16 protein-coding genes and 1 pseudogene are annotated in these 17275 nt (G+C 71.5%); 15 read left to right on the top strand and 2 right to left on the bottom strand.

The window, feature by feature from the left end:
- Positions 1-29: 29 nt before the first annotated feature.
- Positions 30-749 carry a dienelactone hydrolase family protein gene (locus ACFE7W_RS00540; RefSeq protein ID WP_375422818.1) on the bottom strand — a complete coding sequence of 240 codons (720 nt, stop codon included), beginning with the start codon at positions 747-749 and terminating at the stop codon, positions 30-32.
- A gap of 237 nt (positions 750-986) precedes the next feature.
- Between ACFE7W_RS00540 and rpsP the strand changes: the two genes are divergently transcribed.
- The 6 genes and pseudogenes from rpsP to ACFE7W_RS00510 all read left to right on the top strand — a co-directional run bounded on the left by rpsP (position 987) and on the right by ACFE7W_RS00510 (position 5907).
- Positions 987-1478: a 30S ribosomal protein S16 gene (gene rpsP / locus ACFE7W_RS00535; protein ID WP_375422817.1), complete on the top strand. Its 492-nt coding sequence runs from the start codon at positions 987-989 to the stop codon at positions 1476-1478.
- Position 1479: 1 nt separating this feature from the next.
- Complete coding sequence (locus ACFE7W_RS00530) at positions 1480-1752, top strand: RNA-binding protein (RefSeq protein WP_375422816.1); 273 nt, start codon at positions 1480-1482, stop codon at positions 1750-1752.
- Between the two features lie 98 nt (positions 1753-1850).
- Positions 1851-2357 (top strand): annotated as a pseudogene (gene rimM, locus ACFE7W_RS00525) (ribosome maturation factor RimM); the annotation flags it as partial.
- 124 nt (positions 2358-2481) lie between these two features.
- On the top strand, positions 2482-3660 hold the full coding sequence (gene trmD, locus ACFE7W_RS00520) for a tRNA (guanosine(37)-N1)-methyltransferase TrmD (protein ID WP_375422815.1): 1179 nt from the start codon (positions 2482-2484) through the stop codon (positions 3658-3660).
- Between the two features lie 132 nt (positions 3661-3792).
- A complete protein-coding gene (locus ACFE7W_RS00515; protein ID WP_375422814.1) occupies positions 3793-4755 on the top strand; it encodes an ATP-binding cassette domain-containing protein in 963 nt (320 codons plus the stop codon).
- 300 nt (positions 4756-5055) lie between these two features.
- Positions 5056-5907, top strand: a complete 852-nt coding sequence (locus ACFE7W_RS00510; RefSeq protein ID WP_375422813.1) for an ABC transporter permease — start codon at positions 5056-5058, stop codon at positions 5905-5907.
- Here the strand turns inward: ACFE7W_RS00510 and ACFE7W_RS00505 are convergent.
- Positions 5889-9185 carry a BTAD domain-containing putative transcriptional regulator gene (locus ACFE7W_RS00505; protein ID WP_375422812.1) on the bottom strand — a complete coding sequence of 1099 codons (3297 nt, stop codon included), beginning with the start codon at positions 9183-9185 and terminating at the stop codon, positions 5889-5891. The two genes, ACFE7W_RS00510 and ACFE7W_RS00505, sit on opposite strands and share 19 nt — an antisense overlap.
- A 113-nt stretch (positions 9186-9298) precedes the next feature.
- On the opposite strand from ACFE7W_RS00505, the gene ACFE7W_RS00500 reads away from it, so the two are divergent.
- The 9 genes from ACFE7W_RS00500 (at position 9299) to ACFE7W_RS00460 (ending at position 17196) form a co-directional block, all read left to right on the top strand.
- Positions 9299-10015, top strand: a complete 717-nt coding sequence (locus tag ACFE7W_RS00500; protein ID WP_375422811.1) for a succinate dehydrogenase cytochrome b subunit — start codon at positions 9299-9301, stop codon at positions 10013-10015.
- Position 10016: 1 nt separating this feature from the next.
- The gene (locus tag ACFE7W_RS00495) at positions 10017-12056 is read left to right on the top strand and encodes a fumarate reductase/succinate dehydrogenase flavoprotein subunit (RefSeq protein WP_375422810.1); all 2040 of its coding nucleotides are present in this window, start codon (positions 10017-10019) and stop codon (positions 12054-12056) included.
- 68 nt (positions 12057-12124) lie between these two features.
- Positions 12125-12871 carry a succinate dehydrogenase/fumarate reductase iron-sulfur subunit gene (locus tag ACFE7W_RS00490; protein WP_375423509.1) on the top strand — a complete coding sequence of 249 codons (747 nt, stop codon included), beginning with the start codon at positions 12125-12127 and terminating at the stop codon, positions 12869-12871.
- Between the two features lie 229 nt (positions 12872-13100).
- Positions 13101-14000 (top strand): NAD-dependent epimerase/dehydratase family protein, encoded by a 900-nt coding sequence (locus tag ACFE7W_RS00485; protein ID WP_375422809.1) that lies wholly within the window; start codon positions 13101-13103, stop codon positions 13998-14000.
- Positions 14001-14147: 147 nt separating this feature from the next.
- Positions 14148-14501, top strand: coding sequence for a 50S ribosomal protein L19 (gene rplS / locus ACFE7W_RS00480; protein WP_375422808.1), 354 nt, complete (start codon positions 14148-14150; stop codon positions 14499-14501).
- Positions 14502-14535: 34 nt separating this feature from the next.
- Positions 14536-15330, top strand: a complete 795-nt coding sequence (lepB, locus tag ACFE7W_RS00475; RefSeq protein WP_375422807.1) for a signal peptidase I — start codon at positions 14536-14538, stop codon at positions 15328-15330.
- Positions 15327-16133 (top strand): signal peptidase I, encoded by an 807-nt coding sequence (gene lepB, locus ACFE7W_RS00470; RefSeq protein ID WP_375422806.1) that lies wholly within the window; start codon positions 15327-15329, stop codon positions 16131-16133. Before lepB (ACFE7W_RS00475) ends, lepB (ACFE7W_RS00470) begins: the two co-directional genes overlap by 4 nt.
- Positions 16133-16879, top strand: a complete 747-nt coding sequence (locus ACFE7W_RS00465) for a ribonuclease HII (protein WP_375422805.1) — start codon at positions 16133-16135, stop codon at positions 16877-16879. The genes lepB (ACFE7W_RS00470) and ACFE7W_RS00465 overlap by 1 nt, the downstream gene beginning before the upstream one ends.
- Positions 16876-17196 (top strand): DUF2469 domain-containing protein, encoded by a 321-nt coding sequence (locus tag ACFE7W_RS00460; protein ID WP_375422804.1) that lies wholly within the window; start codon positions 16876-16878, stop codon positions 17194-17196. Before ACFE7W_RS00465 ends, ACFE7W_RS00460 begins: the two co-directional genes overlap by 4 nt.
- Positions 17197-17275 lie beyond the last annotated feature (79 nt).

The following is a 17275-nucleotide window of genomic DNA, read 5'->3' as shown; positions in this document are numbered from 1 at the left end:
CGGTCCCCGGAGCGCCCGCCCACCCGCCACTACGAGGCGGTGCCGCTGCCCAGGTGTTCGCCGAAGAACGCCTCGATCCGTCGCCACGCGTCGGCGGCGGCGGCCGGTTCCGGCCCGGCGTGGCCCAGCCGCAGCAGCGGGCGAACCAGCACCGGTGCGTTGTTCTGCTGGTTCAGGAAGCTGTGCCCGGCCGTCGGGTAGACCTCCAGGTCGTGGGGGATCCCGAGGTCGACCAGGGCGGCCTGCAGCCTGGGCACCTGCTTGACGAGCTGGGTGTCGCGGCCCCCGTAGCTGGCGACCACGGGGCAGGAGCCGCGCAGCACGTCCGAGACGTCCTCGGGAATCATGCCGTAGTTCACCGAGCTGGCGTCGAAGCCGTCGGATCCCATGAGCAGCGCGAAGCCGCCGCCCATGCAAAAGCCCAGGACGCCCACCTTGTCACTGGTCTGGGCGTCAGCGCGCAGCTCGTCGCGGGCGCGGCCGATCAGGTCGAACGCCGGTCCGGAGCGAGCGCGGAGGGCTTTGAAGACCGAGATCATGCACCTCAGCCGCGGCCCCTCGCCGAACATGTCGGGGGCCATCACGACGAAGCCGGCCGCGGCGAGCCGGTCCGCCTGTCGGCGCAGCTCGTCGTCCACTCCCCAGATCTCGTGGATCATGACCACACCGGGCCAGCCCTCGCCCGTCGTGGGCCTCACCACGACCGCGGCCCTCTCGCCCAGCCGGATGTCTGTCGCGACGGTCTCCATGTCGGCACTGTAGGCGCCGGGTCCGCCGTGGCCCGGGATCGGGCGCCGGTTAGCGTCCCGGGCTCCGCTCTGGCAGACTGTTGGCCGCATCTGAGTCGTGGGCGCCCTCTCATCGTCCGTACGGCTCGGGTTCACCCGAGGCTCCTCGCCGGTGCTTTCCCCGCCGTGGCGAATGCGTCTCACCCATCTCGTGGTCGGGCTAGCCCGACCGCAGCTCACACAGGAGAAACCACACACGTGGCTGTCAAGATTCGTCTGAAGCGCCTGGGCAAGATCCGGTCGCCGCACTACCGCATCGTGGTCGCCGACTCCCGCACCAAGCGGGACGGTCGCGCCATCGAGGAGATCGGCAAGTACCACCCGAAGAACGACCCGTCGGTGATCGAGGTCGACTCCGAGCGTGCGCAGTACTGGCTGTCGGTCGGCGCGCAGCCGACCGAGGCCGTCGTGGCGCTGTTCAAGCGGACCGGTGACTGGCAGACCTACTCCGGTGACACCTCGCCGTCCGGTGTGCTGCCCCAGGCCGAGAAGAAGAACAAGACCGACATCTTCAACGCGGCGTTGGCCGAGGCCGGCAGCGAGCCGTCCTCCGCGGCCATCTCCCGGCGCGGCGGCAGCAGCCGCGGCACCGTGGAGGGCACCCCGGCCGAGGCGTCGGACGCGGCCGAGGCCGGCGTGAGCGACGCCGCGACCGCCGAGACCTCCACCACCAAGAGCACCGGAGCCTGACGTGCTGGCCGACGCCCTCGAGCACCTGGTCCGCGGCATCGTCACCCACCCGGACGACGTCGTCGTCTCGGACAAGGACCTGCGCCGCGGCCGGATGCTGGAGGTGCGGGTCAACCCGGAGGACATCGGCAAGGTGATCGGCCGCTCGGGTCGTACCGCGACCGCTCTGCGGACCGTGGTCGGCGCCCTGGCCGGCCGGGACCAGGTCCGCGTCGACTTCGTCGACGTGGACAAGGGCCCACGCCGTGGTCCCGGCGGTCCCCGCCGCGGCTGACCATCCCACGCTCGTAAGAGACGACGCCCCGACCCCGCACGCCGGGGTCGGGGCGTCGTCCGCTCCGGCCGTATCCGGCCACGACCACGAAGGACGGCATGGCGAACAGCATCGAGGTGGTCGTCGGCGCGATCGGCCGCGCCCACGGCATCCGTGGCGACGTGGCCATCGACGTCCGCACCGACGAGCCCGAGCTGCGGTTCGCGGCCGGTGCGGTGCTCCGCGCTGAGGGCAGCGGCCGCCGCTTCACCGTCGCCTTCTCGCGGGAGCACTCCGGCCGGCTGCTCGTGCACTTCGACGAGCTGGCGGACCGCACCGTGGCCGAGGCGGCCCGCGGCATCGTGCTGGTGGTCGACGTGGACCCCGATCAGCTGCCGCCCGAGGAGGACGAGTTCTACGACCGGCAGCTGGTCGGCCTGCAGGCGGTCGCGGCCGACGGCAGCGTGGTCGGGCCCATCCGTTCGGTGCTGCACCTGCCCCTGCAGGACACCCTCGAGATCGACACCGCCGACGGGATCCGGCTGGTGCCGTTCGTGACGGCCGTGGTGCCGAGGGTCGACCTGGCTGCCGGCGTCGTGCACCTGGCCGACGTACCCGGTCTGCTCCGTGAGCTCGACGACGACGTCGACAGCGACCTCGAAGCCGACGGGACTGGCGGCGCTGACGTGACTGGCGAGGCCGATGTCGTGGACGAGGACGACGCCGGGCCCGGCGCCGGCTGACCCGCCGATGCGCATCGACATCGTCTCGATCTTCCCCGACTACCTGGACCCGCTGCAGCTGTCGCTGGTCGGCAAGGCCGCGCGGACCGGGCTGATCGAGCTGGCCGTGCACGACCTGCGGACCTGGACCCACGACCGGCACCGCACCGTCGACGACACCCCGTACGGCGGGGGAGCCGGGATGGTGATGAGGCCTGACCCCTGGGGCGAGGCGCTGGACACGCTGGCCCCCGCGGGTGTCGAGCAGCGCGATCCGCTGCTGGTGGTGATGACCCCGTCGGGGGAGCGGTTCAGCCAACCGCTGGCCGAGCGGCTCGCCGGCGAGGAGCACCTCGTGATCGCCTGCGGACGCTACGAGGGCATCGACGCGCGGGTCGTCGAGCATGCCCGGACCCGGATGCGGGTGCTCGAGCTCAGCGTCGGCGACTACGTCCTGAACGGCGGCGAGGCGGCCGCGCTGGTCGTCGTGGAGGCGCTGGTCCGGCTGGTGCCTGGCGTGATCGGGAACCCGGAGTCGCTGACCGAGGAGTCGCACGCGGTCGGCAACGACGGCCTGCTGGAGTACCCCGTCTACACCAAGCCGCCCTCCTGGCGTGGGCTCGACGTGCCCGAGGTGCTGTTCTCCGGTCACCACGGCCAGATCGCCGCCTGGCGCCGGGAACAAGCCGTCGCCCGCACCCGGGAGCGCCGCCCCGATCTGCTGCCGGCCGACCTGGACGACCTGGTGGTCAGCCGGGCCGTCGCCGCGGACGCGGGTGAGCTCTGGACGCTCCAGCTGGCCGCCTACCTCGCCGAAGGCCGTCAGCACGCGACCTTCGACATCCCGCCGCTGACCGAGACCTTCGCCGAGGTGCAGGCGTCGTTGCACGTCGGCACGGTGCTGGTCGCCCGGCGGGCCGGCCGGCTCGTCGGCTCGGTCCGCGGCGAGGTACGCGAGGGCGGCGTCTGGTACGTCGGCCGGCTGATGGTGGCGCCCGACCTCCAGGGTGCGGGCCTCGGCGGCAGGCTGCTGGAACAGGTCGAGTCGCTGGCGCCCACGGGCACGCGCACCTTGCGGCTGGTCACCGGCCTACGCAGTGAGTCCAACGTGCGCTTCTACCGTCGTCGGGGCTACCGCGTCCTTGGTTCCCGGACCCATCCCGAGGCTGGCATCATCGAGCTCGAGAAGACGGTTCGTCCCGGCTGAGGGCTCATGGCGGCGGGCTGGTCGGTGGGCGGTCGGTCGTGCCAGCGCCGTGTGCGGCCCGTGCCAGCGGCAGCAGGCACGCTGGTAGCACCAGCCTCCGCACCGGGGGCGGCACCAGCAAGGGGGCCACCCATGAGCCAGCAGACGTACGCGATCGAGGCGGAAGGGCTGCGCAAGCGCTTCGGCACCACCCAGGCCCTGGCCGGGGTGAACCTGACAGCGCGGGAAGGCACGGTGCTCGGGGTCCTCGGGCCGAACGGGGCCGGCAAGACGACCGCCGTCCGGGTGCTCGCCACCCTCCTGCGGGCCGACGCCGGCCTGGCACGCGTCGGCGGGTTCGACGTCGTCACCCAGGCGCACGAGGTTCGCCGCACCATCGGCCTGACCGGCCAGTACGCCTCGGTCGACGAGGACCTGACCGGCACCCAGAACCTGGTGATGATCGGCCAGCTGCTCAACCTGACCACCGCCGACGCCCGCAGCCGGGCGCGCGAGCTGTTGACCTGGTTCGACCTCGCCGACGCCGCGGCCAAGCAGGCCAAGACCTACTCCGGCGGGATGCGACGGCGCCTCGACCTGGCTGCGAGCCTGGTCGGCCGACCCGCCGTGATCTTCCTCGACGAGCCCACCACCGGCCTGGACCCGGCCAAGCGCGAGGACATGTGGGACGTCATCCGCAGCCTGGTCAGCGAGGGGTCGACCGTCCTGCTCACCACCCAGTACCTGGAGGAGGCCGACGCGCTGGCCGACGAGATCAGCGTCATCGACCACGGCCAGGTGATCGCCCACGACACCCCCGACGGCCTCAAGCGCACCATCGGCGGCTCCCGGATCGAGGTCCGCCCGACCGACCCCGACCGGCTCGAGGACGTGGCCGCCGTGCTCGCCGAGGTTGGTCAGGGCGTCCCCGAGACCACCGGCCGAGGCCGGCTCAGCGTGCCCGTGGCCGGGGAGGAGGCGCTGCCGGTCGTCGTCGCCCGGCTCGCCACCGCCGGAGTCGCGCTGACCGAGCTCTCCCTCCACCTGCCCAGCCTGGACGAGGTCTTCTCCACCCTCACCGGGCACCGGACCCAGGCTGAGGAGGACGCCGCATGACTCTGTTGCACTGTCGCGCTCCGCGCTCCGGGGTCCTGAGCTCCGCCAGTTCTCGCTCGTTCGTCCCGATTTCGGACGACGGCGTTCTGCGTCGTGCCGGCAAGGCGCGTCGTCCGAAATCCCTCCTCACTCCCGAGAGGCTCCGTTCATGACTGGCCTCGACCTCCGCGCTCCGCGCTCCGGGGTCCTGAGCTCCGCCAGTTCTCGCTCGTTCGTCCCGATTTCGGACGACGGCGTTCTGCGTCGTGCCGGCAAGGCGCGTCGTCCGAAATCCCTCCTCACTCCCGAGAGGCTCCGTTCATGACCACGACGACCACCCCCGCAACGAGCCAGCACCAGCCGGCGCGAACCACCCTGTCCACGGCCGGGCCCACCGATTCCCGCACCAACCTCGGCACCTACGTCCGGCACGCCGTGGTCCTCGCCCGGCGCAGCCTGGTCAAGACCATCCGGACGCCCGAGGCCCTGATCGACGTCACGCTGCAGCCGATCATCTTCCTGGCCCTGTTCACCTACATCTTCGGCGGGGCCATCGCCAGCGGCGACCGCGGCGCGTACCTGCAGTTCCTGCTGCCCGGCATCCTCGGCCAGTCGATCGCCCTGGCCGGCATCGCGCTGGGCACCAACCTGAACTCCGACATCGACAAGGGCGTCTTCGACCGCTTCCGGTCACTGCCCATCGCACGGTCGGCGCCTCTCGTCGGCGCGGTGCTCGCCGACCTGTTCCGGTACGTGGTGCTGTGCGCGGTGACCCTCGGCACCGGCTTCCTGATGGGCTTCCGGGTGCACACCAGCTGGCTGTCGGCCCTGGCCGCGGTCGGCCTGGCCATCGCCTTCGCGCTCTGCTTCTGCTGGATCTCGGTCTTCATCGGCATGAAGGCGCGGACGCCGGGCTCGGTCCAGGCGATCGGGTTCTTGATGGTGCTGCCGCTCAGCTTCGGCAGCAACACCTTCGTGTCCACCGACACGATGCCCGGCTGGCTGCAGGCGTTCGTCAACGTCAACCCGATCTCACACCTCGTCTCGACCGTCCGGGCGCTGATGAACGGCGGCGCCTACGGCACCGACCTGATCTGGACGCTGGGCTGGATGGCCGTGCTCCTGGTCGTCTTCGTGCCGCTGGCGCTCCGGGCCTACCGCGCCCGCGCCTGAGCAGTCGGCAGGCCCAGCAGCGCCGGGTCGAGCCGGGCCACCGCCTCCGCGCGGGTCAGCGTCCGGCCGGCCCGGTAGTGCTGGTCGAACGCCTCACCGAGGCCGGCCCGGGCGGCGGCCCTGATGGACCGCACGTCGGGGTCGCTCTCGTCGTCGGACCCGAGCACCTGGGCGGACGCGCCGAGAACGGTGGCCGCCTCGGCCGGCTGCGCCAGGGCCAGCGCCAGCTGCGCGGTGGCCCGTCCGACGGTGGCGAGGATCGGCATGTCGGTCGTCAGCACCCCGGCGGCGTAGGCGCTGGTGAGGTCCTCGGCCGCGTCCTCGACCCGTCCGGCCGCCGCCGCGATCGCCCCCGCCGTGCCCAGGACGATCGCGCGGGCGTGGTCGAGCAGCGGTGATGCCCCCCGGTGCTCGGCCAGCCAGCGGCGCAGCGTCACCAGCCGGGCCTCGGCGGCCGCCACCTCGCCGGCCCGCCACTCCAGCCCGGCCAGGGCGGCCCCGGCGAACATCTCGCGCTCCCGGTTGCCGCCCGGCAGCGCCCCCGGGGCCTGCAGCGCCAGCAGCTGGTCGCGCGCCCGCTCCAGATCCCCGAGCCGGGCGTACAGGTCGGCCAGCCGGAGCCTGATGTAGAGGTCGTCGTCGGAGGAGCCGAGAGCCACCACGTGCCGGGACGCCTCCTCGTACTCGGCGACGGCGTCGGCGGTCCGGCCCTCCAGCGTCGACAGCCGGGCCAGCGTCACCAGCGTGGTCGACAGCCCCCAGCGGTCCCCGAGCGCGGCGAAGGTGGCGTAGGCCTCGGTCACGGCCTCGCGCATCCGTGGGAGGTCGCCCTCGTTCTCGGCCTGTCCGGCCAGCGAGCTCAGCAGCGCCGCCCGCAGCCAGGGATCGGTGGAGGTGCGCAGCGAACGCGTGGTCAGCTCGTCGGCGATCTCCAGCCGCCCGGCGAAAACCGCGAGCATCGGCCGAAGCGCCTCGAGGCCGACGAACGGCGGGGCCGGGGCGGCGAGCAACTCCTCGGCCACCCGCTCGATCCGGGCCTGCGTACCTGCCCAGGTGTCGACGCCGTCCAGGGCCGCCACGGGCTCAGAGCTCAGCGTCGAGGTCATCTCCGCCAGCACGAGACCGGCCCGGGCGAAGACCAGCTCCCCGGCGTCCGGGTCGTCGTTCGCCGCCACGGCGTAGCCGAGCATGGCGGCGGCCTCGCCCGGGCTGTCGAGCAGCATCCAGTACCAGACCAGGGCCAGGGCCAGGTGCAGGGCCTCCACGCCACGGCCGGAGTCGCAGAGGAAGCGCAGGGCGCTGAGGATGTTCTCGCGCTCGAGGTTCAGGGCGGCGAGGGCGGCCAGCTGGTCCCGGGCCCGGAGCTCGGGCTCCAGCCGGACCGCGAGGTCGGCGAAGTAGCGCGCGTGGGCGAGCCGGCTCTGCTCGAGCTCGTTCCGCTCGGCCAGCCGCTCGACCCCGTACTCGCGGATCGTCTCCAGCATCCGGAACCGCAGCGTCACCCCCGCGGTGTCGACCTGCAGCAGGGACTTGTCGACCAGCGCGAGCAGCAGGTCGTCGACAGCCGCCGCGTCCAGCCGGTCGTCCCCGCACACCGCCTGGGCCGCGCCGACGTCCGCCCCGGCCGGGAAGACGGCGAGCCGTTCCGCCAGCAGCCGCTCCTCCGGGCTCAGCAGGTCCCAGCTCCACGCCACCACCGCCCGCAGGGTCCGGTGCCGCGGCAGGCTGGTCCGGTTGCCGCCGGTCAGCAGCCGGAAGCGGTCGGAGAGCCGGCTCGCGATCTCGGCGACCGGCAGCACCCGCAGCCGGGCCGCCGCGAGCTCGATGGCCAGCGGCAGCCCATCGAGCCGCCGGACGATCTCGACCACGGGTCCGAGCGTGCCCTGGTCCAGCGCGAAGCCGGGTTGGACCGCCCGGGCCCGGTCCAGCCACAGCCGCACGGCCGGGTAGTCCGCGGCGGCGGCGCTCCCGGTGGCCGCCGGCGGCCGCACCAGGGGAGCGAGCGGGACCAGCGCCTCGGCCGTCAGGGCCAGCGGCTCGCGGCTGGTGGCCAGCACCCGGACGCCCGGGCAGACCGCCAGCAGGTGCTCCACGACCGCCGCCGCCGCGTCGACGAGGTGCTCGCAGTTGTCCACCACGAGCAGGCACGACGCCTCGTGCAGCACCTCGACCAGCCGTTGGAGGGTGTCCTGGGTGGACCGCTCGGTCCGGTCGAGCAGCTTGGCCTCGCGGAGGCCCAGCGCGTCGAGCACGGCCGTGGCGATGCCGGCGCCGTCGGTGACCGGGGCCAGCTCGACCAGCCAGGCCGACTCACCTCCCTCGGCCAGCCAGCTGCGAGCCGCCTCCACCGCGAGCCGGGTCTTGCCGGCGCCGCCAGGACCGACGACCGTGGTCAACCGGTGGTCGCGCAGCAGCTCCTGCACCCGCTCGACGTCACGCTCGCGCCCGACGAAGCTGGTCAGCCAGGAGCGCAGGTTGCTGCGGTCGGGCCGCCCGGCGTCGGCGGCTCGGGCCGGGTCCGGCCCGCCGCGCAGCAGCTGGAGGTGCAGGTCCCGGAGCTCGGGGGAGGGGTCGCTGCCCAGCTCGTCGCGCAGCAACCGGCGCGTCTGCTCGTAGCGGGTCAGGGCCTCCGGCGTCCGCCCGGCCGCGGCCAGCAGCCGCAGGTGCACGGCGGCCAGCCCCTCGTCGAACGGGTGGTCGGCGAGGACCTCGGCCACGACTCCGGCCGCTGGGTCCGCAGTACCTGCTCTGAGCGCCAGCTCGCCGAAGGCCTTGACCGCGGCCAGCCGATCCGCCTCCCAGCGGGCCGCGTAGCCCGTTCGGTAGTCCGCGTCACCGGCATCGGCCAGCGGCTCGCCGCGCCAGAGCGCCAGGGCCTCCGCCAGGTCGGCCAGCGCTGCGTCGGTGTTGCCGTGCTGACTGCGCTCGGCAGCCCGCCGTCGACGGTCGCCGAAGCGGGTCACGTCCAGCTCGTCGGCGCCCAGCACCAGGCGGTAGCCGGCGGCGTCCTGACGCACCCGGTCCGGCTCGGCCAGCACCCGGCGCAGCCGGGACACCAGGGACTGCAGGGCATTCGCGGGGTCGCCGGGGGCCCCGTCCGGCCAGACGGCGTCGACCAGCTCGCGGGACGGAACAGGTCGGCCGGCCTCCGCGGCGAGCCGGCAGAGCAGGGCCCGCAGGCGCGCTCCCGCCACGGCCACCTCGCGGCCGTCGCGGCGGATCTCCAGCGGTCCGAGCAGCCCTACCTCCACGCCGTCCAGGGTCTCAGACGACACCACCTCCCGGACGCGACCGCAGGCGGGTCGGATGCGGCTCCCGACGTGGCGAAAAACACCAGTGATCACGGTGGCCTTATTCGTCATCGCCCATAGCGGAGTCCTAGGGTGACTGCGTGGCGACGACAACACTGACCCCGACGCAGCGGGCGGTCAGGACGACGGTGGCGCTCAAGGCGCTGATGGCGGTGAGCGGGCTGATCATGGTGGCCTACCTGCTCGCCCACATGTACGGCAACCTCAAGATCTTCGCGGGCCAGGCGTCCTTCGACGGCTACGCCCACCACCTGCGCACGATCGGCGAGCCGATCCTGCCGCACACCGGACTGCTCTGGATCATCCGCGTGGTGCTGCTGGCCGCGGTCGTCGGTCACGCGTACTCGGCGTTCAAGCTGTGGGCGCGGGCCAAGAAGGCGCGCGGCGGCGGGAACACCAAGCGCTACCAGTCGACCAAGGGCCGCACCGGGGTGCAGCGCAGCTACGCCTCGTTCACGTTGCGCTGGGGCGGGATCATCATCTTGCTGTTCATCGTCTTCCACCTGCTCAACTTCACCTGGGGCACGATCCACCCCGGCGGCGCCTCCGACAGCCCCTACCAGCGCGTGCTGAACGGCTTCGGCGTCTGGTGGGTCGTGGTGGCCTACACCGTGGCCATGATCGCCGTCGGGTTCCACCTGCGGCACGGCATGTGGAGCGCGCTGACCACGCTGGGAGCCAACACCGGAGCCGTCGCGCGGCGCCGGCTCAACCTCCTGGCCTACGCCGTGGCCGGCGTCATCACCGTCGGCTTCCTCCTTCCCCCGTACAGCATCCTGCTGGGATTGGTGAGCTGACATGAGTGACGAGCGCAGCACGACCGCGGCCGTGACCGAGGGAGTCGCCGATGCGGCTCGTCGGGTGACCGGAGCGGTCAGGGACCTGGTCTCCCTCGACGCCGACTCCTTCTACGCCGACGGCGAGGACATCGCCGACACCAAGGCGCCCGCCGTGCCGATCGAGCGGCGCTGGGACGAGCGCAAGTTCAACGCGAAGCTGGTGAACCCGGCCAACCGGCGCAAGCTCAGCGTGATCATCGTCGGCACCGGCCTCGCCGGCGCGTCCGCCGCGGCCACGCTGGGCGAGGCGGGCTACAAGGTCACCACCTTCTGCTACCAGGACTCCCCGCGCCGGGCCCACTCGATCGCCGCCCAGGGCGGCATCAACGCCGCGAAGAACTACCGCAACGACGGCGACTCGGTCTACCGGCTCTTCTACGACACGGTGAAGGGAGGCGACTTCCGCAGCCGCGAGTCCAACGTGTACCGCCTGGCCGAGGCCAGCGTCCAGATCATCGACCAGTGCGTCGCCCAGGGCGTCCCCTTCGCCCGCGAGTACGGCGGTCTGCTCGACAACCGCTCGTTCGGTGGCGTGCAGGTCTCCCGCACCTTCTACGCCCGCGGCCAGACCGGCCAGCAGCTGCTGCTGGGCGCCTACCAGGCGCTGGAGCGTCAGATCGCGGCCAAGACCGTCGAGATGCACACCCGGCACGAGATGCTCGAGGTCGTCGTCGTCGACGGGAAAGCGCGCGGCGTGGTGGTGCGCGACATGGTGACCGGTGAGCTGGAGACCCACTTCGCCGACGCCGTGGTGCTCGCCACCGGCGGCTACAGCAACGTCTTCTTCCTCTCCACGAACGCGATGGGCTGCAACGTCACGGCGACCTGGCGGGCGCACCGCAAGGGCGCGCTGTTCGCCAACCCGTGCTTCACTCAGATCCACCCCACCTGCATCCCGGTGTCGGGGGACTACCAGTCCAAGCTGACGCTGATGAGTGAGTCGCTCCGCAACGACGGCCGCATCTGGGTGCCGAAGAGCGGGGAGGACAAGCGCGACGCGCGGCAGATCCCCGAGGACGAGCGCGACTACTACCTGGAGCGGATCTACCCCTCGTTCGGCAACCTGGTGCCCCGTGACATCGCCTCACGCGCGGCCAAGAACGTCTGCGACGAGGGCCGCGGGGTCGGACCGGGCGGACTCGGGGTGTACCTCGACTTCGCCGACGCCATCGCCCGCCTCGGCCGCAAGGCCGTCGAGGACAAGTACGGCAACCTCTTCGACATGTACGCCCAGATCACCGGCGAGAACCCGTACGAGACGCCGATGCGGATCTACCCGGCCGTGCACTACACGATGGGCGGGCTCTGGGTCGACTACGACCTGCAGTCCACGATCCCGGGTCTGTTCGTGGCGGGTGAGGCCAACTTCTCCGACCACGGTGCCAACCGGCTCGGGGCCAGCGCGCTGATGCAGGGCCTGGCTGACGGCTACTTCGTGCTGCCGAACACGATCAACGACTACCTGGCCGCCGGCCCGTTCGCCAAGGTCGACGAGAGCCACCCGGCTGCCGTCGAGGCCGTCCAGGCGGTCCGGACCCGGGTGGACACGCTGCTCTCGATCCGCGGCACCCGCACGGTCGACTCCTTCCACAAGGAGCTCGGCCACATCATGTGGGACTACTGCGGCATGGAGCGCAGCGAGGAGGGCCTGCGCAAGGCCATCACCCGGATCCGCGAGCTGAAGACCGAGTTCTGGTCCGACGTGCTGGTCCTGGGCACCGGTGAGGAGATCAACCAGGCCCTGGAGCGCGCGGGCCGGGTGGCCGACTTCATCGAGCTGGGCGAGCTGATGTGCATCGATGCGCTCGTCCGACGCGAATCATGTGGTGGGCACTTCCGCGCGGAATCCCAGACTGAGGACGGCGAGGCGTTGCGGCATGACGACGAGTTCGCCTACGTCAGCGCCTGGGAGTTCGGCGGTGAGGGCGGCAGGCCCGTCCTGCACAAGGAGCAGCTGGTGTACGAGAACGTCGAGATGAAGCAACGGAGTTACAAGTGACGCTGACCGCTGGAGAGAAGAACGCCGCCGCGGAGGTCCAGGCCTCAGGGACCGACGGCACCCGGATGATGAACATCACCGTCCGGGTCTGGCGTCAGGCCGGCCCCGAGGCCGAGGGTCGGATGGTCAGCTACCAGGTGCCGGACGTGTCGGAGCACATGTCCTTCCTGGAGATGATGGACGTCCTCAACGAGCGGTTGACGATGGAGGGCGACGACCCGATCGCCTTCGACCACGACTGTCGCGAGGGCATCTGCGGTCAGTGCGGCGTCGTCATCAACGGTGTGGCCCACGGCCCGCAGCAGACGACCACCTGCCAGCTGCACATGCGCTCCTTCCGCGACGGCGACGTGATCGACGTCGAGCCCTGGCGGGCGGACGCCTTCCCGGTCCTCAAGGACCTGGTGGTCAACCGCAGCGCCTTCGACCGGATCATCGCCGCGGGCGGCTACATCTCGGTGCCGACCGGCTCGGCGCCCGACGCCCACGCCTCGCCCGTCCCGAAGGCCAACGCCGACCACGCCTTCGACGCCGCCACCTGCATCGGCTGCGGCGCCTGCGTGGCCGCCTGCCCGAACGGATCGGCGATGCTCTTCACCGCCGCCAAGATCACCCACCTGGGCATGCTGCCCCAGGGCCAGCCCGAACGGCACTCACGCGTCCTGGGCATGGTCGCCCAGCACGATGAGGAGGGCTTCGGCGGCTGCACCAACATCGGCGAGTGCACCGCCGTCTGCCCGAAGGAGATCCCCTTCGAGACCATCTCCCGCCTGAACCGCGACCTCTTCGGCGCCCTCACCCACCCCAACAGCTGACCGCAGCCGGCCACTTTCCCCCCCGGGGTCACCGGGCTGCCCGCCTGCCTCCCGGGCAGAGCCGGGACGGTCACTTCACAGCCCGTCGGGCCTCCCTGCTCCCGCTCCCGAGGGTGTGATGTCGGCCTCGGGCCTGTGAAGTGGCCCCGTGGGTGAGGGTGGACGTTCGATCGGGTCGCGCCGTTGCGGCCGGGCCGGAGTGCCGTCCGCCCGCCGTTAGGCTGGCTGGATGAGCGACGACGCAGCCACGCCTGACCCCACTGCCCCGACCCGTCCACGCCGGGTCGCGGTCACCGGTGCGGCCGGCAAGACGGGACGGGTGGTGGCCCGCTGGTTCGTCGAGCACGGCTACGAGGTGCGGCCGATCGACGGCAACGGTCTCGCCGGGGCCTACGGACCGCTGGCCGCCGAGCTCGGGGTGGGCCTGTTCCGCGCCGACCTCCGCGACTACGGCCAGACCGTGGACGCCCTCCGCGACGTCGACGCTGTCGTGCACCTGGCCGCCATCCCCGCGCCCGGGCTGTTCCCAGCCAGCACGACGTTCCTCGACAACACCGCGATGAACTACAACGTGTTCGCGGCCGCCCAGCTGCTGGGTATCGACCGTGTGGTCTGGGCCTCCAGTGAGACCACCTTCGGGCTGCCTTTCGACACCCCGCCCCGGTATGCGCCGATCGACGAGGACCACTACCCGCTGCCCGACAGCACCTACGCCCTGTCCAAGGTCGTGGGGGAGACGATGGCCGTCCACTTCGCCGAGTGGACCGGCGGGACCTACATCGCGCTGCGGTTGTCCAACGTGCACGTCGGGGACGACTACGCGGCGGTGCCCGGCTACCAGTTCGACTTCGCGCTCCGCCGGTGGAACCTGTGGGGCTACGTGGACGCCCGTGACGTCGCCCTGGCGTGCGAGCGGGCCGTGCTGGCCGAGCTCACCGGGGCACACAGCTTCGTGATCGCCGCCGCCGACACCCTCATGGAGGCCGCGAACGCCGAGCTGATGGCCGACCAGTTCCCCGGCGTCCCGATGACCCGTGAGGTCGGCGAGCACGAGACGCTGCTGGCCATCGACCACGCCCGAGAGCTGCTGGGCTACGAGCCTCGGCACAGCTGGCGCGACCAGGTCTGATTACCGGCGCAGCGGGCCCGTGTGGCAGACTGGCCCGCTGTTGTCCTCATCGACGCGCGGCTCCTGCCACAGGGGGATCGACCGCCGCCGGCGGGGTTCTCAACTGAATCGATCTCAGGTGACCTGTGGCACTGGCGAGGAACAGACATGAGCAAGCTCATCGACGCGCTCGACGCGGCATCCCTGCGGACAGACGTCCCCGACTTCCGGCCGGGTGACTCGGTCAAGGTGCACGTGAAGGTCACCGAGGGCAACCGGTCCCGCCTGCAGGTCTTCGCCGGCGTGGTGATCTCCAAGGCCGGTGACGGTGTCCGCGAGGCGTTCACCGTCCGCAAGGTCAGCTTCGGCGTCGGGGTCGAGCGCACGTTCCCGATCCACAGCCCGATCATCGACCACATCGACGTCGACCGTCGTGGCGACGTGCGGCGCGCCAAGCTCTACTACCTCCGCGGTCTGCGCGGCAAGGCTGCCAAGATCAAGGAGAAGCGCGACGCCATCTAGGCGTTCCCGCGCCGCTGACGAGCCGGGAGGTCCCGTGACCGATGAGACGGTCGCGGACCCCGACGTGGCGGTCGAGCCGCGGTCGCTGAGCTTCGGTGGCCACGTGCTGGCCTTCCTGGGCGAGCTGTCCGGGGTGGTGGTCGGCGCGATCATCGTCGCCTCTCTGCTGCGGGCCCTGGTGGGCCAGATGTTCCTGATCCCGTCGTCCTCGATGGAGCAGACGCTCCAGATCAAGGACCGGGTGGTCGTGGAAAAGCTCACCAGGGTCCAGCGTGGCGAGGTCGTGGTGTTCCGCGATCCCGGTGGCTGGCTGAACGGCCCCCCGGCTCCCGAACGGGGTCGGGTCGGCCGGGCGCTGGAGTTCGTCGGCGTCCTTCCTGACACGGGGACCGACCACCTGATCAAGCGGGTCGTCGGCTTGCCGGGTGACCACGTGGTCTGCTGCGACAGCGCCGGCCGGATCACCGTCAACGACGTCGCCCTGGACGAGACGTCCTACCTGGACACCCCGCCGGGCGGGGAGCAGGCCGAGCCGTCGATGATCCCGTTCGACGTCGTGGTGCCGCGGGACCGCATCTTCGTCCTCGGCGACAACCGCGACTACAGCCGTGACTCGCGCTGTCACCTGCACGACCAGACCCCGGGTGCGGTCGCGGGCAGCAACGCCTTCGTCTCCGAAGACCTCGTGGTCGGCCAGGCCGTCGCGGTCCTCTGGCCGGTCGGTCATGCCCGGCGGCTGAGGATCCCGGCTACCTTTGACCCAGTTCCCGCCGCCGCAGCGGCCCCCGCTGTGCCCACGATCGACGCCGGACCCGAGGCCTCCTGTTGACGACTGACCAGAACGCCCGCAGCGACTCCCCGGCTGCCGATGACCCGACGCCACCGCGCCCCAGCGCCGGTCGGCAGGCGGCCTCGTTCGGGAGGGAGCTCCTCTTCGTGGTCGTCGGTGCCATCGTGGTGTCGTCGCTGCTCCGGGCCTTCGTCGGGCAGATGTTCATCATCCCGTCGGAGTCGATGGAGAGCACGCTGCTCACCGGCGACCGGGTGGTGGTGCAGAAGATCACCGACTTCCACCGTGGCGACGTGGTGGTGTTCGAGGACCCGGGCGGCTGGCTGCCCGACGAGCCGGTGGAGCCTTCCGGTCCGGTCGACAAGGTGCTCGAGTTCATCGGGATCCCGACCAAGAGCACCCAGGGCCACCTGATCAAACGCGTGATCGGGATGCCGGGGGACAAGGTGGTCTGCTGCGACGACCGAGGTCGGATCACCGTCAACGGCTACGCGCTGGACGAGACCGCCTACCTCTACGTCAACCCGAACGGCAACCAGGTCGTGCCCTCAGACGTCCGCTTCACCGTCGTGGTGCCCAAGGACCGGATCTTCGTGATGGGCGACCACCGCGACCTCAGCGCCGACTCGCGCTGCCACCTGGCCGACTCCTCCACCACCGAGCCCCGCGGCTACGTGGCGTTCGTTCCGGAGAAGCTGGTGGTGGGCCCGGCGTTCGCCATCGCCGCACCGTTCGACCGGGCGAAACGGCTACGGGTGCCGGCGACCTTTGCCGGCGTGCCCCCGCCCAAGGACCCGGCCCCGGACAAGCCGACGATCGAGCCTGCCGGAGTCAGCTGCTGATGGGCGGTCCGGGGGAGGCCGGTGGGTCCTCGACCGACGTGCCGGTGGTCAAGGTGCGGCGGGACAGCGGGCTGTACGGCTACGAGCGGGCGCTCCACCGGGTCGGGTTGGGACCCGTGGCCGGCGCCGACGAAGCCGGTCGGGGTGCCTGCGCCGGCCCACTGGTAGCCGGAGCGGCCATCTTGTCCGACTCCCGGTCGCAACAGATCAAGGGCCTCGCCGACTCCAAGCTGTTGACGGCGCGGCAGCGTGAGCGGCTGTACGCCGAGATCACCGACAAGGCCCTCGCCTGGGCGGTGGTGAGCGTCGAACCGGGGGAGTGTGACCGGCTCGGCATGCACGTCGCCAACGTCATGGCTTTGCGCCGGGCCCTGCTGCGGTTGGACGTGCCGGCCACCTACGTGCTCACCGACGGGTTCCCGGTCGATGGGCTCGGGGTGCCCGGCCTCGCCGTCTGGAAGGGGGACCGGGTGGCCGCCTGCGTGTCCGCCGCGTCGATCCTGGCCAAGGTGACGCGGGACCGGATCATGTGCGAGCTGGACACCGTTCATCCCGAGTACGCGTTCGCCGTCCACAAGGGCTACTGCACGCCGCTGCACCAGGAACGGCTCGACCGCTTCGGGCCCTCGGTGACGCACCGGATGCGGTTCGACAACGTCGCCCGAACCACTAGAGTCGACGCGGTGATCGACCAGCAGCCGTGCCCCCCACCCGGTGCCGAGACAGCCGTCCGAGTGGCCTCGTGAGCGCCGAGGACCTCGAGCAGTACGAGAGCGAGCTGGAGCTCCAGCTCTACCGCGAGTACAAGGACGTCGTCGGTATCTTCACCTACGCCGTCGAGACCGAGCGCCGCTTCTACCTCTGCAACGCCGTCGACCTCAAGGTCCGGACCGAGGGTGGCGACGTCTACTACGAGGTCTCGATGAGCGACGCCTGGGTGTGGGACATGTACCGCCCCGCCCGCTTTGTGAAGAGCGCCAAGGTCCTCACTTTCCGCGACGTGTCCATCGAGGAGATCGCCCACAGCGACCTCCAGGTCCCGAAGAGCGTCACCGGCACCTGAGCTGCTGAGCTGCTCGCACGACACCGTGTCGACCTAGGTCCTGACTACAGGACCTAGGTCTACACGTTGGCGGCCCCGA

Source organism: uncultured Friedmanniella sp. (genome assembly GCF_964244285.1).
Classification (GTDB): domain Bacteria; phylum Actinomycetota; class Actinomycetes; order Propionibacteriales; family Propionibacteriaceae; genus Microlunatus.
This window is presented reverse-complemented; position numbering and strand designations above follow the sequence as displayed.